16 protein-coding genes and 3 tRNA genes are annotated in these 17,525 nt (G+C 74.5%); 7 read left to right on the plus strand and 12 right to left on the minus strand.

Translation table 11 applies throughout. The features are described 5' to 3' along the window. Window positions 1-8: 8 nt before the first annotated feature. Both ACIRYZ_RS39525 and ACIRYZ_RS39530 read right to left on the minus strand, forming a co-directional pair. Window positions 9-82: transfer RNA gene (locus tag ACIRYZ_RS39525), tRNA-Lys, on the minus strand. 70 nt (window positions 83-152) lie between these two features. Then, window positions 153-1,061, minus strand: coding sequence for an NADP-dependent oxidoreductase (locus tag ACIRYZ_RS39530; RefSeq protein ID WP_402953489.1), 909 nt, complete (start codon window positions 1,059-1,061; stop codon window positions 153-155). A 162-nt stretch (window positions 1,062-1,223) separates the two neighbouring features. Between ACIRYZ_RS39530 and ACIRYZ_RS39535 the strand changes: the two genes are divergently transcribed. Together ACIRYZ_RS39535 and pgi are read left to right on the plus strand one after the other, a co-directional pair. Beyond that, window positions 1,224-2,807: a Na+/H+ antiporter gene (locus tag ACIRYZ_RS39535; RefSeq protein WP_402953490.1), complete on the plus strand. Its 1,584-nt coding sequence runs from the start codon at window positions 1,224-1,226 to the stop codon at window positions 2,805-2,807. 176 nt (window positions 2,808-2,983) lie between these two features. After that, entirely contained in the window at window positions 2,984-4,645 is a 1,662-nt protein-coding gene (gene pgi, locus ACIRYZ_RS39540; RefSeq protein ID WP_402953491.1) for a glucose-6-phosphate isomerase, read from the plus strand. 157 nt (window positions 4,646-4,802) lie between these two features. On the opposite strand, the gene ACIRYZ_RS39545 is transcribed toward pgi, so the two are convergent. The 3 genes from ACIRYZ_RS39545 to ACIRYZ_RS39555 all read right to left on the minus strand — a co-directional run bounded on the left by ACIRYZ_RS39545 (window position 4,803) and on the right by ACIRYZ_RS39555 (window position 5,974). Next, window positions 4,803-4,876: transfer RNA gene (locus ACIRYZ_RS39545), tRNA-Lys, on the minus strand. Window positions 4,877-4,944: 68 nt separating this feature from the next. Continuing rightward, window positions 4,945-5,502, minus strand: a complete 558-nt coding sequence (locus ACIRYZ_RS39550; RefSeq protein ID WP_393036890.1) for a bifunctional DNA primase/polymerase — start codon at window positions 5,500-5,502, stop codon at window positions 4,945-4,947. 115 nt (window positions 5,503-5,617) lie between these two features. Next, window positions 5,618-5,974 (minus strand): hypothetical protein, encoded by a 357-nt coding sequence (locus tag ACIRYZ_RS39555; protein WP_402953492.1) that lies wholly within the window; start codon window positions 5,972-5,974, stop codon window positions 5,618-5,620. 246 nt (window positions 5,975-6,220) lie between these two features. On the opposite strand from ACIRYZ_RS39555, the gene ACIRYZ_RS39560 reads away from it, so the two are divergent. Further along, window positions 6,221-6,541: a hypothetical protein gene (locus ACIRYZ_RS39560; protein WP_402953493.1), complete on the plus strand. Its 321-nt coding sequence runs from the start codon at window positions 6,221-6,223 to the stop codon at window positions 6,539-6,541. Window positions 6,542-6,545: 4 nt separating this feature from the next. Here the strand turns inward: ACIRYZ_RS39560 and ACIRYZ_RS39565 are convergent, their stop codons facing one another. The 3 genes from ACIRYZ_RS39565 to ACIRYZ_RS39575 all read right to left on the minus strand — a co-directional run bounded on the left by ACIRYZ_RS39565 (window position 6,546) and on the right by ACIRYZ_RS39575 (window position 10,850). After that, the gene (locus tag ACIRYZ_RS39565; protein WP_402953494.1) at window positions 6,546-7,955 is read right to left on the minus strand and encodes an AAA family ATPase; all 1,410 of its coding nucleotides are present in this window, start codon (window positions 7,953-7,955) and stop codon (window positions 6,546-6,548) included. Next, complete coding sequence (locus tag ACIRYZ_RS39570) at window positions 7,955-9,553, minus strand: hypothetical protein (protein WP_402953495.1); 1,599 nt, start codon at window positions 9,551-9,553, stop codon at window positions 7,955-7,957. The genes ACIRYZ_RS39565 and ACIRYZ_RS39570 overlap by 1 nt, the downstream gene beginning before the upstream one ends. A 67-nt stretch (window positions 9,554-9,620) precedes the next feature. Further along, the gene (locus tag ACIRYZ_RS39575) at window positions 9,621-10,850 is read right to left on the minus strand and encodes a hypothetical protein (RefSeq protein WP_402953496.1); all 1,230 of its coding nucleotides are present in this window, start codon (window positions 10,848-10,850) and stop codon (window positions 9,621-9,623) included. Window positions 10,851-11,025: 175 nt separating this feature from the next. On the opposite strand from ACIRYZ_RS39575, the gene ACIRYZ_RS39580 reads away from it, so the two are divergent. After that, window positions 11,026-11,682: a histidine phosphatase family protein gene (locus tag ACIRYZ_RS39580; protein ID WP_402953497.1), complete on the plus strand. Its 657-nt coding sequence runs from the start codon at window positions 11,026-11,028 to the stop codon at window positions 11,680-11,682. Between the two features lie 28 nt (window positions 11,683-11,710). Here ACIRYZ_RS39580 and ACIRYZ_RS39585 read toward each other — a convergent pair whose 3' ends face one another. Next, a complete protein-coding gene (locus ACIRYZ_RS39585; RefSeq protein WP_402953498.1) occupies window positions 11,711-13,333 on the minus strand; it encodes a tetratricopeptide repeat protein in 1,623 nt (540 codons plus the stop codon). 262 nt (window positions 13,334-13,595) lie between these two features. On the opposite strand from ACIRYZ_RS39585, the gene ACIRYZ_RS39590 reads away from it, so the two are divergent. From ACIRYZ_RS39590 to ACIRYZ_RS39600, 3 genes are all read left to right on the plus strand, one after another. Then, window positions 13,596-14,111: a hypothetical protein gene (locus ACIRYZ_RS39590; RefSeq protein WP_402953499.1), complete on the plus strand. Its 516-nt coding sequence runs from the start codon at window positions 13,596-13,598 to the stop codon at window positions 14,109-14,111. Between the two features lie 105 nt (window positions 14,112-14,216). Next, window positions 14,217-15,122 (plus strand): spermidine synthase, encoded by a 906-nt coding sequence (locus tag ACIRYZ_RS39595; protein WP_402953500.1) that lies wholly within the window; start codon window positions 14,217-14,219, stop codon window positions 15,120-15,122. A 139-nt stretch (window positions 15,123-15,261) separates the two neighbouring features. Further along, window positions 15,262-15,729, plus strand: coding sequence for a GNAT family N-acetyltransferase (locus tag ACIRYZ_RS39600; RefSeq protein ID WP_402953501.1), 468 nt, complete (start codon window positions 15,262-15,264; stop codon window positions 15,727-15,729). A gap of 89 nt (window positions 15,730-15,818) precedes the next feature. On the opposite strand, the gene ACIRYZ_RS39605 is transcribed toward ACIRYZ_RS39600, so the two are convergent. The 3 genes from ACIRYZ_RS39605 to ACIRYZ_RS39615 form a co-directional block, all read right to left on the minus strand. Then, window positions 15,819-16,679, minus strand: a complete 861-nt coding sequence (locus ACIRYZ_RS39605) for a hypothetical protein (protein ID WP_402953502.1) — start codon at window positions 16,677-16,679, stop codon at window positions 15,819-15,821. A gap of 110 nt (window positions 16,680-16,789) precedes the next feature. Continuing rightward, window positions 16,790-17,236: a DUF4442 domain-containing protein gene (locus ACIRYZ_RS39610; protein ID WP_402953503.1), complete on the minus strand. Its 447-nt coding sequence runs from the start codon at window positions 17,234-17,236 to the stop codon at window positions 16,790-16,792. A 145-nt stretch (window positions 17,237-17,381) separates the two neighbouring features. Continuing rightward, a tRNA-His gene (locus ACIRYZ_RS39615) sits at window positions 17,382-17,457 on the minus strand. Window positions 17,458-17,525: the final 68 nt, after the last annotated feature.

Raw genomic sequence — 17,525 nt, forward strand, 5'->3', positions numbered from 1 at the left:
GCTGTCTGTGCGCCGCCAGGGACTCGAACCCCGGACCCGCTGATTAAGAGTCAGCTGCTCTAACCAACTGAGCTAGCGGCGCTTGCTGACGTGGAGAACATTACCTGGTCAGCGGCCGAAACACACAATCGGCCCGGACGGCCCCCGCCCGCTCAGGCGGTCAGTACCACCTTGCCCCGGACGTGCCCGGTGGCGACCAGCCGGTGGGCCTGCGCGGCCTTCTCCAGCGGCAGTGCCTCGGCGACCTCCAGCCGCAGCCCGCCCGCCTCCCACAGCCGCACCAGTTCGGCCAGCCGCTCGGCCGTCCGCGGCGCCCGCAGCCCCCGCACGCCCAGCCGCTCGGCCTCCGGGTGATCGACCACGGTGCCGATCCGGTCCTTGTCGGCGACCAGTTCGACCGAGGCCGCCAGCGCGCCCCGTCCGGCCGCGTCGAAGGCCGCGGTCACCCCCTGCGGCGCCGCCGCCCGGACCCGCTCGACCAGCCCCTCGCCGTACACGACCGGGATCGCGCCCAGCTCGCGCAGGTACTCGTGGTTGCGCTCGCTCGCGGTGCCGATGACGGTGGCGCCCCAGGCCCGGGCGAGCTGGACGGCGACGGTGCCGACCCCGCCGGAGGCGCCGTGCACCAGCAGGGTGTCGCCGGGGCCGACCCCGAGCTGGGCGAGCGCCATGTGCGCGGTCTGGCCGGAGGCGGAGAGCGAGCCGGCCTGCTCCCAGGGCATCGCGGCGGGCTTGGCCACCAGCTGGGCGGCGTCCACCGTGACCAGCTCGGCCTGGCAGTCCAGCACCCGGAAGCCCAGCACCTCGTCGCCGACCCGCCAGCCCCCGGTGCCCGGGCCCAGCCGGTCCACCACCCCGGCGAACTCGTTGCCGAGCGTGAACGGCGGCTCGACCGCCAGCCCCGGCGGCCGGAACCCCTCCCGGATCGCGAGGTCCACCGGTTGCACCCCGGCGGCGTGGACCCGCACCCGGACCTCGCCCGGTCCGGGCTCCGGGTCGGGCACCCGGGTGACCCGCAGGACCTCGGGACCGCCGGACCGCACCACGGTGACCGCCTTCATGGGGACACTCCTCTCGTCAGCTCGCCGTTCGAACGTCCCCGATCTTCGAACATGAAGTCCGCTTGAGGTCAAGCCACCGTTCGGCGCGCCTTCACGTATGGGCGCATTGTCAGATTTATCCTGGTCGGCGCTCAGCCGTCCGCCGTCGAGAGGAACCGCCCCGTGGGCCAGCTGCCCCTGTTCTTCCTGGTGCTGCTCGCTTCCGTGGTGACCATGCCACTCGCCCGCAGGACGGGGGTGCCGCAACCGGTCCTGATGACCCTGCTCGGCATCGCGATGGCGCTCGTCCCGCAGATCCCGGACGTCTCGCTCGAACCCGAGCTGATCCTCCCGCTGGTCCTGCCGCCGCTGATCTTCGCCGTCGCCCGGCGCTCCTCGGTCCGCTACTTCAAGGCCAACATCCGCTCGATCCTGCTGCTGGCCGTCGCCCTCGTCGTGGTCACCACGATCGCGGTCGCCGGCACGGTGCACTGGCTGCTGCCGACGCTGCCGCTGGCCGCCGCCATCGCGGTGGGTGCGCTGGTCTCCCCGCCCGACCCGGTCGCCGCCGTCGCGGTGGCCGGCAGTGTCGGCCTGCCCCGGCGCCTGGTGGCGATCCTGGAGAGCGAGGGCCTGTTCAACGACGTCACCGCGATCGTCATCTACTCACTGGCCATCGAGGCCATGGTCAGCGGCGACTTCTCGGTCGGCAACGCGGCGCTGCGCTTCGTCCTGTCCGCCGTGCTCGCCGTGGTCGTCGGCGCCGCCCTCGGCTGGATGAACGCCAAGCTCGCCGAACGCCTGGACGACCCGACCCAGCAGGTCGCGCTCAACCTGCTGGTGCCCTTCGCCGCCTACGCCCTCGCCGAGGAGATCCACGGCTCCGGCGTGCTCGCCGTCGTGGTCTGCGCGCTCTACCTCGCCGAACGGGCCTCCGACGCCGACGCCGTGTCCTACCGGCTGGTCGGCAACGCCTTCTGGGAGGTCGTCGAGATCCTGATCACCGGCGTCGCCTTCGGCCTGATCGGCCTGGAGCTGGCCACGGTGCTCAAGGAGGCCGGCAAGGGCTGGACCGGCTTCATCGGCGACGCCGCCGTGGTCATCGCGGTGGTCGTGGTGGTGCGGCTGCTCTGGCTGCTGCCGGCCGGCTGGGTGTCCCGGAAGCTGCGCCGCGGCGACGACGAGGACACCCCGTTCAGCTGGAAGGAGAGCGTGATCCTCTGGTGGTCCGGCATGCGCGGCGTGGCCACCGTCGCCCTGGCCCTCGCCATCCCGCTCACCCTGCACTCCGGCGCGGACTTCCCCGAGCGCGGCCGGCTGGTCTTCATCGCCTTCAGCGTGGTGCTGTTCACCCTGCTGGTCCAGGGCCTGAGCCTGCCCTGGCTGGCCAAGCGGCTGGAGCTGGACATCGACCAGGACAAGCACGAGCAGGCCGTGCGTCAGCTCTGGTGGCGGGCCGCCAAGGCCGGGCTCAGCCGGCTCGGCGAACTGGAGGACCAGGACAAGCTGCCCGCCGAGGTCGCCGACCGGCTGCGGGACCGTCAGCACGACCGGCTGGCCCGGCTCTGTCCGGAGGAGTACGCCGAGGAGGACGCCGCCGAGGCCAAGCTGCGCCTCGCCCAGTGGCGGGCCGCCCGGGACGTCGAACAGGAGATGATCGCCGCCTCCCGGCGCGAGATGCTCGTCGCCCGCAGCGAACTCGGGGCCGACCCGGAGCTGGTCGACCAGGTGCTGCGCGGGCTGGACCTGAGGACGGAACGGAAGTGACGGGCAGTCCGCGCGCGCCGGGCGGAATGTGCGCGACGGCCCCCGGGGTTGCATAGGCTGATCCCGGGCAGGCCGTCAACGGAGTCGGCGCACCACCAGTACCCGCACGACCTCGCGAGGAACCCTCACGCCTGGCCCTGCCGGTTTCTGCACCCAGATGAATCGAGGACCCACCGATGTCGGAGACCCGCGCCGACGCCCGCACCCCGCTCGACCGCACCCCGCAGTGGGCCGCCCTGGCCAAGCACCGGGACGAGCTCGGCGAGACCCACCTGCGCGAGCTGTTCGCCGCCGACCCGGAGCGCGGCAGCCGCTACACCCTGCAGGTCGGCGACCTGCACGTGGACTACGCCAAGCAGCTGGTCACCGACGAGACGCTGGAGCTGCTGCGCGAGCTCGCCGCCGCCACCGGCGTCGCCGAGCTGCGGGACGCCATGTTCCGCGGCGAGAAGATCAACAACACCGAGCAGCGCGCCGTCCTGCACACCGCGCTGCGCGCCCCGCGGGACGCCGTCGTCGAGGTCGACGGCGTCAACGTCGTCCCCGGCGTGCACGCCGTCCTGGACAAGATGGCCGCCTTCGCCGACCGGGTCCGCAGCGGCGAGTGGAAGGGCCACACCGGCAAGCCGATCCGCGCCGTCGTCAACATCGGCATCGGCGGCTCCGACCTCGGCCCCGCGATGGCCTACGAGGTGCTCCGCTCGTACGCCAAGCGCGACCTGGACGTCCGCTTCGTCTCCAACGTGGACGGCGCCGACCTGCACGAGGCGGTCCGCGACCTCGACCCGGCCGAGACGCTGTTCATCGTGGCCTCGAAGACCTTCACCACCATCGAGACCATCACCAACGCGATCTCCGCCCGCGACTGGCTGCTCACCGGCCTGGGCGCCGGCACCGAGGCGGTGGCCAAGCACTTCGTGGCGCTGTCCACCAACGCCCAGGGCGTGCAGGACTTCGGCATCGACACCGCCAACATGTTCGAGTTCTGGGACTGGGTCGGCGGCCGCTACTCCTACGACTCGGCGATCGGCCTCTCGCTGATGATCGCCATCGGCCCGGACGCCTTCCGCGAGATGCTGGACGGCTTCCACCTGGTCGACGAGCACTTCCGCACCGCCCCGGCGGAACAGAACGTCCCGCTGCTGCTCGGTCTGCTCGGGGTCTGGTACGGCGCGTTCTTCGACGCCCAGGCGCACGCGGTGCTGCCGTACTCGCACTACCTGTCCAAGTTCACCGCCTACCTGCAGCAGCTGGACATGGAGTCCAACGGCAAGTCGGTGACCCGCGACGGCACCGAGGTCAACTGGCAGACCGGCCCGGTGGTCTGGGGCACCCCCGGCACCAACGGTCAGCACGCCTACTACCAGCTGCTCCACCAGGGCACCAAGGTGATCCCGGCCGACTTCATCGGCTTCGCCCGGCCGGTCGCCGACCTGCTGCCGGGCCTGGTCGCCCAGCACGACCTGCTGCTGGCCAACTTCTTCGCCCAGACCCAGGCGCTGGCCTTCGGCAAGACCCCGGAGGAGGTCGCCGCCGAGGGCGTGCCGGCCGAGCTGGTCCCGCACAAGACCTTCCGGGGCAACCACCCGACCACCACCATCCTGGCCGGTGAGCTGACCCCGTCCGTGCTCGGCCAGCTGGTCGCGCTGTACGAGCACAAGGTGTTCGTCCAGGGCGCGATCTGGAACATCGACTCCTTCGACCAGTGGGGCGTCGAGCTGGGCAAGGTGCTCGCCAAGCGGATCGAGCCGGTGCTGCTCACCGGCGAGGGCGGCGAGCAGCTGGACAGCTCCACCGCGGCGCTGGTCGCCCGCTACCGCGCGCTGCGCGGCCGCTGAGCCCCGGCCGGGCCGTCCGCTCCGGCGGGCGGCCCGGCCCGCCGGCTCTCGCGCCGGACGCACGGACGCACCGGACGCGTCGGATGCACCGGAAACGTCTTGCGACGGGAAACGCCGGAGGGCCCCTTGCTTTCGCAAGGGGCCCTCCGGCTGTCTGTGCGCCGCCAGGGACTCGAACCCCGGACCCGCTGATTAAGAGTCAGCTGCTCTAACCAACTGAGCTAGCGGCGCCTGCTGACAGAGAAGACTCTAGCAGCGGCCGGCGGCCGAGCCAAAATCGAATACCGGTCGCTCTCCGTTCACCCTCCGGTCACGACGGCGGGCTCCGCCGGGGCGGGCGCGCCTGGCTCGCGCGCCGCCCGTACGCAGGCCCAGAGGACCACCGAGGCGCCGGGCAGCCAGGGCTCCCGCTCCTCCGGGGCGACGATCCAGCGACCGGAGCCCCGGCCGGAGGACTCCGGGCCGTGCACCATCCGCTGGAGCGGCGGCACGGTCACCGCGTCGCCCCTGCCGTGGCACAGCAGTGGCGGCACGTCCCGGGCCCACTCCTCCCAGGCCAGCAGTCGACGCAGCCGGGGTGCCGCGCCGGGCCGGACGAACAGCAGGATGCGCCCCCGGTAGCTCGCGACCGGTCCGCAGCCCGGGCCGGAGGCCCGCAGCTCGTCCAGCACCCGGCGGCCGAACAGCGACGGCATGCTGATCACGTCGAAGGCCCGTCCGCAGGGCAGTACCGAGGGCGCCCACGGACGGGACTCCCAGAGGGCGCGCATGCTGCGCGGGTACTCGCTGGCGGAGGCGAGCCAGGCCTCTCCGGCCACGGTGAGGTACTCCACCGACTGATACGTCCAGATGTCCACGCCCAGCAGCCTGTGCCGTGCGCGGCCCCGGTGTGGCGGAAAGCGCCGTTTGCCGGACAGGGTCGCGGGGCGCCGCGTACCCTTCCGCTTCTGGCATATGCCAGGGGTCAGCCGGTCAGTCCTCGTGGCGTCGCGGCTGGAGCAGGTCGCGGCCGTACTCGATCATCTTGTCGGCGTAGTCGGGGGTCCAGTCCGCCCGCTCGGCGATCTCGGTGTTCGACAGCGCGTCGAACCGGCGCGGGTCGGCCAGCTGCGCGGCGGCGACCGCCTGGAAGTCGGTGGCCCGCTCGGCGGCCGCCCGGAAGGCCAGGGCCAGTTCGGTGGAGCGGCGCAGCAGCTCCGCGGGGTCGTCGATGGACTCCAGGTCGAAGAAACGTTCCGGCTCCGGTTCGGCGGACTGCGGCTCGAACAGCAGCTGCGCGGGGCGCTTGCGCCGGGTGGGCTCGGGCGCCTCGGCGGGGGAGTCGGGCATGGACGGACACCTCCGGGGTCTCGGGGGGAGGGGGCGGGCGGTCTGCTGCGGGCCGCACCGCTCGGTTGTGGCCGTCGTCCATTGTCTCGCGGCGGCGGCCGGTAACGGAACGGTGCGCGTGCGGGCGCTATTCCCCCGCGCGCGCCGGGGGCGTACCTCGGGCGCCGCGCATCCGCCGCGTATCCGGATCGCATGCGAACCGGTTGTTCCCGGCACAGGAGTCGCCCACCGAATCGGGAGTACCCCATGCGCGCACCGAAAGCCCTGTCCGCCTCCGTCCTGTTCGCCGCCGCCGTCCTCGCCCCGGCCCTACCGGGGACCCCGGTGGCGCCCGCCTTCGCCGCCGAGACGGCGAAAGTGGTCACCGGCCCGCCCAGCGCCCCCGGCGGCGTCTCGACCGCGACCTGCCCGGCCGGCACCCATCTGACCGGCGGCGGCTACCGGCTCCAGCCCGATGCGGCCGGCCCGGTGCGCACCAACGGGCCGACCGCCGACGCGGCCGGCTGGAGCGCCCAGGCGGAGCGCGGCTCGGTGGTGGCCTTCGCGGTGTGCGAGACCGAGGACTGACGAGCTACCGCAGGTGGACCCGGTGGCCGCTGAGGTGCTGGAGGACCTGGTGGTTGGCCTCCCAGCCGTCCGGGAAGGCCACCGGGACGCCCAACTGGACCGGCTCGGTGGACGGGTGTTCGTCCAACAGCTCGGCGATCCCGGCCCGGGCCACCACGATGCAGGCGTGCCGGTGCCGGGAGGCGAGCACGCAGAGCCGGCCGGTCTCCAGGTGGAAGGCGGTCGCGTCCGGGCGTCCGGAGAGCGGGTGCAGCACCACCGTGACGTCGTACTCCCGGCCCTGGAGCCGGTTGGCGGTGTCCACGGTGACGGCCGGACCGGCCGCGCCGTCCACCGGCACGCCCGCCCTGAGCAGGGCCGCCCGCACTGCCGCCGCCTGGTCCCGGTGGGCGGTGCCGACGGCGATCCGGTCCGCGGTGAGCGGGGCCTCGCCCTGCTCGGAGTGGGCGGTCAGGCCGCGCTCCAGCAGCCGCCGGACGGTGGCCGCCACGGCCGCCACCGCCTGCGGGTCGGTCCGTACGGTGTGCCGGGCGGGCAGTTCCAGCAGTGCCCAGCCGTGCTCGGCCGCCCGGTCGATCACGGCGTCCAGCGCCGAGCCGTCGGGGCGGACCGTGGCGGTCAGCCGGCGGTCGTCCGGGCCGGTGCCGGAACGGAACGGCGTGTACGGGTAGAACGCCCGCGAGATCAGCGGCGCCGCGCTGGCGGGCAGCCGCCAGGAGACCGGCAGCCGGTGCGGCTCGATCTGCGGGTTGTGCGCCAGCATGGTGACCACGGCGCTGCTGGACGGGTCGTAGGACAGGCCCGCCCACTGCTCGGTGCCGACCACGGTGAACGGGTCCAGCTGGCCCGGATCGCCGACGAACAGCGCCCGCTCGAACAGCCGGGCCACCGCGAGCAGGGCGTCCGAGCGCATCTGGTACGCCTCGTCGACGATCGCGTGCCGCCACGGCGCCTCGGCCCGGACCCACTGCCACTTGGCGGACGTGGAGATCACCACGTCCTGCTCGACCAGGTCGGCGACCTTGTCGGAGGGCGTGACGTTGGCGTGCCTGAGCACCTCCGGGCCGGGCCTGGAGTCCGCCGCGTGCAACCGGCCGATCGTCAACTCCGGGGCCTTCTCGGCCAGTCGGCCGACCAGGTCGTCCACCTGCCCGTTGGTCTGGGCGACGATCATCAACCGTTCGCCGGCCGCCACCAGCTCCCGGGCGGCCCGCACCACCAGGGTGGACTTCCCGGCGCCGGGCGGGGAGTCCACCACCACACCGCGCGGGGCGCCGGCGGGCGGGTGGACGGTGGCCGTCAGGATGCGGGCCACGGCGGCGTCGGCGGCCGCGCCCGGGGACTGCTCGGGGTTCGACTCGGCTCCGGGGCTCACCGCGGCTCCGGGGGTCGGCTCGGGGGCCGGTTCGGCCATCACTCCCACTCCTCGGAGGCGGACGGGGCGGCTACGGGCGCGGCGCCGGGCGGGCCGCCGTGGGTCCACGGGGTGTCGTCCGGCTCGGGCAGTGGCGCGGACTGGCGGACCGTCAACTCGAACAGGGTGAAGGTGACCGGCTCGCCGGGCTCGGGCAGGCTGCCCGGCTCCGGTTCCTTCTTGCGGCCCATGCCGGACAGCACCCGCAGGGTGATGGTGCCCTCGGCGGGCTCGACCGCGACGATCTCGGCCTTCTGCGCCGACGGGCCGTGCACCCGGTGCACCTCCCGGCCGAGGTCCGCGTGCGGGCGGTCGGCGGTGCGCAGGGTGAGCAGCGGGCGGGGCTTGGGGGAGCGGCCGGTGGTGTCCCAGTCCGGTACCACCTCGGTCACCATCCCGCTGAACGCCTCGCCGGACAGCCGGTGTTCGGCCATCGCCAGCGGGTCGTCCAGCGACTCCTGGACGTCGAGGCGGGCCTGCTCGCGCTCGCGCTGGGCGAGCTTGCGGGCGGCGGTGACGGCGTCGTCCTGCCGGGGCTGCGGGGGCTCGCCGGCCGCGAGGCGGTCCCGGTGGCCGGTGTAGGACCAGCGGTCGCCGGTCCAGCGCTCCTCCAGGTGGCCGGCCGGCGGCAGGGCGCGCAGCAGGTCCAGGCCCCGCCAGACGTCCCGCCAGGTGGGCAGCAGGACGGCGGTCAGCACCTCCGTCAGCTGGTCGACCGCCGAGCGGACGGCCGCCCGGGCGCGCTCAGCGGCGGCCTCGTCCCGCTGCTCGGCGCTGTGTCGTAGGGCAGTGGTGGCGGTGTCGTAGCGGGCGATCGCCGGGGCGAGCACGAACTCGTCGAAGCGCGGGTCGGTGGCCGGACCGGCCGGCGGGTGCAGCAGCTGGCCGTGCTCGTCCCGGCCGCTCTCGGCCAGCTCGGCCGCCCGCGCGCCGGTCAGGCCCGGCGGCGGGTCGTGCCAGGCCAGCCGGGCGGCCAGGTGCTGGTCCTCCAGGTGGCTCTGTCCGGTGGCCCAGTGCCGGGCGAGCAGGCCGGTCATCGGCAGCAGCAGGCTGGAGCCGGGCACCTGGGCGCGGTCGGTCAGATGGGTCAGCCAGCGGCCGAGCAGCGGCACCCGCAGCGGCGCCGGGTAGGGGCCGGGCTCGGCGTCCTCGACGGTGCGGCGGAACCGGGTGGAGCGGCCGATCAGGGCGAGGTGGTGCACGCCGGCGCCGTTGGGCACGATCAGCTGCGGCGCGTCGGAGCACAGCTCGCGGAAGACCTGGGTCTTCTCGCCGGTCTCCGGGTCCTTCTCGGAGCCCTCGATCTGCTCGACGTCGTCGGCGAAGGACTCCAGGTACGGCAGCAGGTCGGCGGCCAGCTCGGCCAGGAAGTCGAAGCGCAGGGTGCGGTTGAGTGGCTGCGGCACCAGGTGCAGCCGGGGCGCGTCCCGGTCGGTGCCCAGCATCACGGCCAGCGGCGCGCCGGACTCACCGGCGGCGGTCAGCGGGATCAGCACCATCGGGCGCTCGGACAGGTGCCGGTGCCGGACGGTGGCCAGCGGTTCGGCCCGCCCACTGCGGACGGCCTCCAGCCGGGCGAGGGTGGTCAACAAGCTCATGCGTCCGTGCACCTCTCGACGATTCGCCCTCCCCCAGCCTTCGGGCGGGGGCACCCCCATCGCCCGCTCATGCGCCCACACCCAGTGCTTCCGCGCGCAGGGCGGCCGCGTAGGCCAGGCGCTCGGCCGCGTCGTCCACGGCGTCGCCGTCGTCGTCCGTGCCGCCGCTGTCCGTGCCGCCGTCGTTCGAGCCGGAGGCGGCGGCCAGTGCCTCGGTGACCGTGCGGATGCTGCCCAGCTCGCCGCGCACGCCCCGGCCGAGCTGCTCGACCTGGTCGCCGCAGCGGGCCTGGGCACGGCAGTGGAAGCCGAGTTCGCAGGAGGAGAGGCAGTCCGGGCTGTACGCGGCGGGCACCGACTCGACCGCGGCGGTCAGCTGCTCGGAGGTCCGGGCCGGGGCGCCGTCCCGGTCGGCGGCCAGGTCGAAGTCGGTGCCCGGTGGCAGGGTGTCCAGCAGCCGGTCGATGCCGGTCATCCGGCTCAGCTGGCGGCGGGTGACGGCCAGCTCACGGCGGACGTCGACGGCGACCGCGGTCGGCCGGTTGCCGAAGTCCTTCGGGCAGACCAGCAGCACGCTGGTGCGGGGGCTGCCCGGCAGCCGCTGCTCGGTGTACGGGTCGTCGGTCGGCGCCTGCCCGGCGGCTGCGGCGGCGGTCCGCTGGAGCGCCAGCACGTACACGGCGGCCTGGCGGGCGGCGGCGCCGACCTTCGCCGGGTCCGCGCTGCCGTCCAGCACCGGGAAGGACTTGATCTCGACCACCGTGCACCGCCCGCCGTGCACCACCAGCGCGTCCGGCTCCAGATAGGCGGTGCTGCCCGCCACCTCCAGGCGCAGCATCGGGTGGTCCAGCAGCGTCCAGGCCTCCGGCTCGGCGGCGGCCAGGGCCAGCGCCTCGGCCGTCCGGTCGGCGCGGACGGCCGGGCCGGAGCGGTGGAGCAGGTCGGGCACCAGCAGCGGGGCGCGATCGTCCGCGGGGACGCCGAGGTGGGCGCGCAGCGGCTCCAGCAGCGCGGAGTAGTCGTCCGCCTTGAGCCGGGACTCGAAGATCACGCCGCGGGCGATCGCGAACGGGGACTGGCCGAAGGGGGCGGGGCGGCCGAGCCGGGCGGCCAGCGCGGACTTGTCGACCCCGGCCGCGTCCAGCACGGCGCGGCGATGACAGCCCGGATTGGTGGCGAGCGCGGCGAGGGCGCGGGCGTTCAGACTGCGCTGCGGGGCCGGTCCGCGCAGCTCGGCGAGCCGCAGGGCGAGCGGCTCAGCGGGCCCGCTGAGCGGGACGTTCGTCGAGACGTTCATGGTGCCGTTCAGTGTCGCATCCGGGTCCGACACTGCGGTGCGGACCGGCCGGTTCCGGCCGGAACCGGCGGGCACCACGGCCCGCGATCGTGGTCGCCGTCCGGGTGGGGGATCATGGAGCCCGGTGCTCAAGGGTGAGACCGACCGTTGACCGCCCCGCTGCGAGGAGCCCCCCATGCCCGCCCGAATCGTGCTGGTCCGCCACGGTGAGACCGAGTGGTCGGCCACCGGCCAACACACCGGTCGCACCGACATCCCGCTGACCGAGGAGGGCCGCGCGATGGCCCGGGCGCTCGGCGCCCGGCTCGCCAAGGCCCCCTGGAACGGACTGCCGGACGCGCTCGTCTACACCAGCCCGCTCGGCCGCGCCAAGGAGACCTGCGAACTGGCCGGCTTCGGCGACCGCGCGGTGGAGCGCCCGGAGCTCATGGAGTGGGACTACGGCCAGTACGAGGGCCGCACCGGCGCGGACATCCGGGCCACCGACCACCCCGGCTGGCTGATCTGGCGCGACGGGGTGCCCGGCGGCGAGAAGCTCTCCGAGGTGGCCGCCCGGGTGGACGCCTTCCTCGCCGGCCTCCACGAGGAGCACGGCGTCCCGGATTCGGACACCACGGTCATGCACTGCGCCGATCGGGACGTCGTCCTGTTCGCGCACGGCCACGTGCTACGCATCCTGGCCGCCCGCTGGCTGGGCCTGCCGCCCGAGTTCGCCCAGCGGTTCAAGCTCGGTACGGCGGCGCTGTGCGTGCTGTCCTGGGAGTACGGCGCCCCGGCGGTGGAGGTGTGGAACGACCTGTCCCACCTGGAAGGGCTGAACTCCGGCTACTGACTCCGGTCGGCGGCCCGGCCGCGGCTGCTCAGGCCGCCGCGGCCTGGTCGTACCCGGCCAGGAAGCAGCGGACCTCGGGCACCGAGGCGTGCCGGCGCAGCCTGCCGGCGGTGTCCGCCAGCATGCTGCGGATCCGGGCCGAGCGGACCTCGCCGAACAGCGCGACGGCGGCCGAGCCGTGGTGCGCCGCCCCCGCCAAGTCCCCCCGGCCGAGCCGGTCGTGGGCCAGCTCGGCGGTGTACAGCACCCGGTTGCGGACGAAGTGCGGCTCCTGCAGCGCTATGGCCAGCGCGGCCTGCTCGCTGGCGCGGTCCCAGTCGCCGAGCGCGGACCAGCACTGCGACTGCAGGCCGACGAACTCCGCCTCACCGAAGAAGGACATCCACTCCGGGTCGCCCTCGGACGGCCCCCGGTCGAACAGCGCGTACGCCCGGCTGATCGCGCGTTCGCAGGAGGATCGGTCCCGCAGCACGGCCCAGGCGCCGGCCTCGCGCATGACCAGCAGGGCGAGCAGCCGGTCGGAGTCCAACTGCCGGGCGGCGGACTGCCCGGCCTGCGCGGCACGCAGTGCCTCGCGGGGGCGTCCGGTGTCCCGGGCGAGGAAGGCGCTGTTGCAGAAGACGTGCGCCTCCAGGGCGGGGTCCCCGGCCATCCGGGCGGTGGCTAGCGCCTCGGCGTAGAACGAGCGGGCGTCCGCGAGACGGTTTGAGTCGTGTGCCAACCATCCTACGGAGATGGCGAGTTCGCCCGCTCCGGCCTGGAGCCTGCGCTCCGTCTCGGGGGTGTACTCGCCCTCGTTGAGCAGCACGTAGGCGGTGCGCAGCGACTGTCCGGCGAGGTCGTACAGGGCGTCCGCGCCGTGCGCGTCGTCGGCCAGTCTGATCTCCCGGACGGCCTGTTCGACGCCGAGCACCTCGGCGGCGCCGACCTTGCGCGGCGGCGGTACCGGCCCGGGGCGGCCGGGCACCACCGGGTCCAGGCCGAGCAGTGATGGTGCGGTGAACTCCGCGCCGGGGGCGGCGCCGGGGACGGCGCCTTGGCCGGCCGCCGGGCCGAAGCCGGCACCGGCTGCGGGAGCGGCAGTGGCCGGTCGGTCGATGCCGATCACGGTGACCAGCGCGGTCGAGCCGCCGGCCAGGAACGTACGGCGACGCACGTCGTCGTTCTCCTCGTCGAGATAGGGCGATCCATCGGGCCCCCTGGGCACCGCGCCGGCCCTCGGCCACGGGGGCCCGTCCGGCGCGGCTGGATCCGCGTACGGCGAGGCAGCGTACGGGAGTTGGGTGGAGAGTGGTGAGCGCGGGGCGGGCGGGGGCGGGAACGGCGGGTGGAGCGGGGGCGCCCCGGCCGCACCGCCGCTCCCCGCCTGGCGGCGGCGGACGGTGGTACGGGGGGCGAAGCCGAGGTCGGTGAGCGTGCGGTCCGGCCACATGTGCCGGAAGACCCGCTCGTAGGCGTAGTTGGGGCAGCGGATCTCACCGGACTCGACCCGTCCGACGTAGCGGGCGTCGCAGGACACGTGCTCGCCGATCTCGCGGGCGGCCCGGCGGACGGCCATGGCGAACTCGCCGGGTGAGCGGTCGCCGCGCAGTGCGCGCATCGCGGTGTTGGGGGACGGTCGGTTCGGCTCGGCCGGTGGGGTGGCTGCCATGGCGCCGAGAGTACTCGGAGTCACCGGCCGGCCACAGTCGGTTTGCGGGACATCTGCCGTCAATATGGGGCAAATCAGGCGTTCTTGCGGGGTATCCGCCATGAAATGCCATGCCTTGCTGTAATGCGCCCCGTGGCCTCGGGTGCCACCGCGGCGTTGTCCTGATACGTGGAAGCCCAGGCCGTCCCCCCGGCCCGTCCCCGCCCCGGCGCCCCACCCACGGGCGACTGCGCTTCCGACCCGACGAGGTACAGGAGGGCCCATGATGGCCACCGGACTGCCGCAGTACCGACCCGTCGTCGGGGGTGTGCTCGCCGGCGCCGCCCCCGCCCTGCTCCCCGACCCCGCCGACGAGCGGTTCCCCGGCCGGGGCCCGGTCGACGGCGGCCGCGGCTCCTGCGGCGGCCTGCGCCGGGACGCCGCCGTCCCTGAGGAGGGCACCCTGGTCGCCGGTTGCGACACCGTGACGGTCGCCTTGCGGCACGGCCTGGAGGCCGTCGACATCCTGCGGCTGCGCCGCGCCTGCGGAGCCGTCCTCCAGAGCCGCAACGGCAGCACCGTCTCCTTCCTCGTTCCGGCCGGCACCTGGGAGACCTGGCACCTGCCCGGCAGCTCCTGTACGGCCGGCGCCCTGGTGCCCGGCGCCACCGACCCGCGCTGGGTGATCCCGCCCTCCGGCGCCGGCCGCTCGGCCCGCCCCACCGACGCCTGGGTGCTCCGCTCCGCCCTCTGCGAGGCCGCCTGCACGCTCACCGCGGGCGGCCTCGGCCCGTTCTAGCGGGCGTGCCGCGAGGATTCCGCCGGGCCCGAAACCCTCCGGCCGGATCCCCACAGCACGCCCCTGACCTGTGGGTGTCCCCTCTCGGCGGCGATAATGGCCGGCATGGGACGAAGCAGCAGAGCCGCGCGCACCCCGGAGCCGGAAGCCACCACCGGGCCGGGCGGGCGCACCCACGCCCAGGGCCCGCTCAGCCGTCCCGTCGGCTCCGGCCTGGCCGAACTGCGTCCCGACCGCGACCGTCCCGCCGCCTGGACCCTGCTGATCGACGGTGCCCCGCAGTCCCTGGTCGACCTCGCCGACCCGACCCACCTCGGCTTCGAGTACCAGCGCCGGCTCGGCCACCTGATCGACCTGGTCGCCCCGCCCGGCCGTCCGCTGACCGTCCTGCACCTGGGCGGCGGCGCCCTCACCCTGGCCCGCTACGTGGCGGCCACCCGGCCGCGCTCCCGCCAGCAGGTCGCCGAGATCGACACCGAGCTCACCGAACTCGTCCGCGCCGAACTCCCGTTGGAGCGCGGCTGGCAGATCAAGGTGCGCGGCGCGGACGCCCGCAGCGTGCTGGAGCGCACCCCCGAGGCCAGCGTCGACCTGGTCATCACCGACGTCTTCTCCGGCGCCCGGACCCCGGCCCACTGCACCACCGTCGAGTTCACCACGCTCGCCGCCCGCGCTCTCGCCCCCGGCGGCTGGTACGCCGCCAACATCGCCGACGGCGCCGCCCTGCCCTTCGCCCGCTCCCAGGTCGCCACCCTCGCCGCGGTCTTCCCCGAACTCTGCCTGGTCGCCGACCCCGCCGTCCTGCGTGGCAAGCGCTTCGGCAACCTCATCCTCGCCGCCGCCCACACCCCCCTGCCCGTCCCCGACCTCACCCGCCGCGTCGCCTCCGACTCCTCCCACGGCCGCGTCGAACACGGCCGCACCCTCAGCGACTTCACCGCGGGGGCCGTTCCCGCCACCGACGCCACCGCCGCGCCGTCCCCGGCCCCGCCGCCGGGCGTCTTCCGCTGACGGCCGCGCTCGCCGCGGCCCGCCTCGGCGCGGTAAATCCGTTTGAGGACGACCGAGTTGCGCCGGACAATGGCCCTGCCGCCCGACCGCCCTGTTGTCCTGCCGCCCTGTTGTCCTGCCGCCGACCCGAGGGGGCGCCATGCTCATACGACCCGCCCGCCAGGACGAGGCCGAGCTGCTCACCGGCATCGCCCTGCGAGCCAAGGCGTACTGGGGCTACGACGGGGCGTTCATGGCCGCCTGCCGGGAGGAGCTGACCGTGGACGCCGCCGTGATCGAGCGGGCGTCGACGTTCACGGTGGTGGCCGAGGACGACGGCCGGGTGCGGGGGTTCGCCGTACTGGCCGCCGCCCCGCCGTCCGGGGAGCTGGCCATGCTCTTCGTCGAGCCCGACCGGATCGGCCGCGGTATCGGCCGGGCGCTGTTCCGGCACGTCCGGGACGTTGCCCGGGCGCGCGGCCTGCGCCGCCTCATCATCGACTCCGACCCGCACGCCGAGCCGTTCTACCTGGCGATGGGCGCCACCCGCATCGGCAGCACGCCGTCCCTCTCGATTCCCGGGCGTGAACTCCCGCTGATGGAACTGGAGCTGACCCCCGGGGGTTAGGCCGCGCCTTGGGCCGTGTCTTGCACTGTGTTCCGGGTCGCGTCCTGGGCTGTGCCCTGGACCGTGTCGCGGGTCGCGTCGTGAGCCGTTCAGTGGCCGCGCGGTAGTCCGCGGTGCTTGCACATGGCCGCGCCGGTGAGCAGCAGTCCGGCGGCGATGGGGGCGAGCACCGCAGTGGCCGTCGCGGAGCCGTCGGCCACGGCCGTTACGGCCGCCGTGTCGGCGAGGGCGAGTGCCTCGGGCGTCTCGCTGTCCGTCGGTGCGGCGGGCGGCGAGGAGGGGGCCGCGACGCCTGCCGCACCGACGGGTTCCATCGTGCTCAGCCCTTCAAGGACCGTGGCCTCCCGCACCGCGGGAGTCTCCGCCGTCTCGGGCCGTGGCCGGGGCGCCTGCCGGGGAGCGCGCGGCCGGGGCACGGTGGGCGGTTCGGCGGGCTCGTCCTCGCGGGAGGTGCGGGTCTCTGCCGGGCGGGCCTGGGCGGGGGCGGCGTCGAGCAGTCCGGAGGCGAGCGCGAAGGCGTCGGGGACGGCGGCGCGCTGCCCGGGCAGGGGGAGCCCGCCGGCCCGGATGCGCTCCTGGAGTACGCCGCCGACCCCGCTGGTGGTCGCGTACAGCGGCGCGTCGCCGGTCAGTTCCCCGACGAGCCCGGGGGAGTGGGCGGGTTCCGGGGCCGCCGGCCGCCCCGGTTCCGGGGGGCGGGCGGCTGACTGCCCGTCGAGTGCGGGGACGCCGTGTACGGCTCGGCGGGCGGCGGGCTGGGCCTGCCCGGGCAGCGGCTCGGCGGAGGCCGCGTACACGCCGGGTGCGCCGACGCCCCAGAGCTGTGCGAGCAGGGCCCCTCCGACGGCGACGGTGCGCGGGTGGGGCAGCCACCGGGCGAGCGCCCGCCGCACTCCGGCGACGCCGCGCCGGGCGGGTTCCTGGGGCTTGGTCGCGTGATTGGCTCGCACGTGAGTTGAGAACGAGCGGACGGCCGGTGAGGTCACGCCCGCCGTCACGGACAGTCATCGCGCACGTGGCCCCGGGGCGGTCCGCCCGGGGGCCACCGACCGCGCGGCGGTCAGGAGTTGGGACGCAGGGTCCAGGTGACCGTCATCACACCGGTGACGGCCCCGTCGGCGCGGGTGATCTCGACGGCGACGGGGAACTCGGGGCGGCCGCCGGCATCCAGCTCGGCGACGACCTCGGTGGCCGGGCGGCCGAGCACGGCGGTGGCGGTGACCTCGCCCATGGCGAGCTTCTTGTACGCGATCTCGGCGTTCACGGCGAGCGGCACGGCCCGGGACAGCTGGTCCCCGAAGGCGGCGAGCACGATGCAGCCGCTGGCGGACTCGGCGAGCGTGAACATCGCGCCGGCGTGCGGGCCGCCGACGTGGTTGTGGTACGCGGGCTGGTCGGGCAGCCGGAGCACGGCGCGCTCCGGGGTGGTCTCCAGGTACTCGAGCTTCAGGGTGTGCGCCATCGGCACGGTGGCGTCGAGCATCTGGCCGATCGAAGGAGTGGTCATGACGACGATGTTACTAGCCGGTAGCTTCTCGCGGCAGAGGCCGGTCGGAAAAGCCGACCGGAAAAGCCGGACCGGCGTGCACAACTGAGGCAACGCGAAAACGCCCGAGGGGCCGACCTCTTGAAGAGATCGGCCCCTCGGGCTCTGGGGTGAGTGACGGGACTCGAACCCGCGGCCACCTGGACCACAACCAGGTGCTCTACCAACTGAGCTACACCCACCATCTGTCCGGCTCGTTCCCGCTCTCGCGTTCCCGTTCCGACAGGAAGAACTCTACAGGATCCGAGAG

This window comes from Kitasatospora sp. NPDC101155 (genome assembly GCF_044768305.1).
In the GTDB taxonomy this organism is placed as follows: domain Bacteria; phylum Actinomycetota; class Actinomycetes; order Streptomycetales; family Streptomycetaceae; genus Kitasatospora.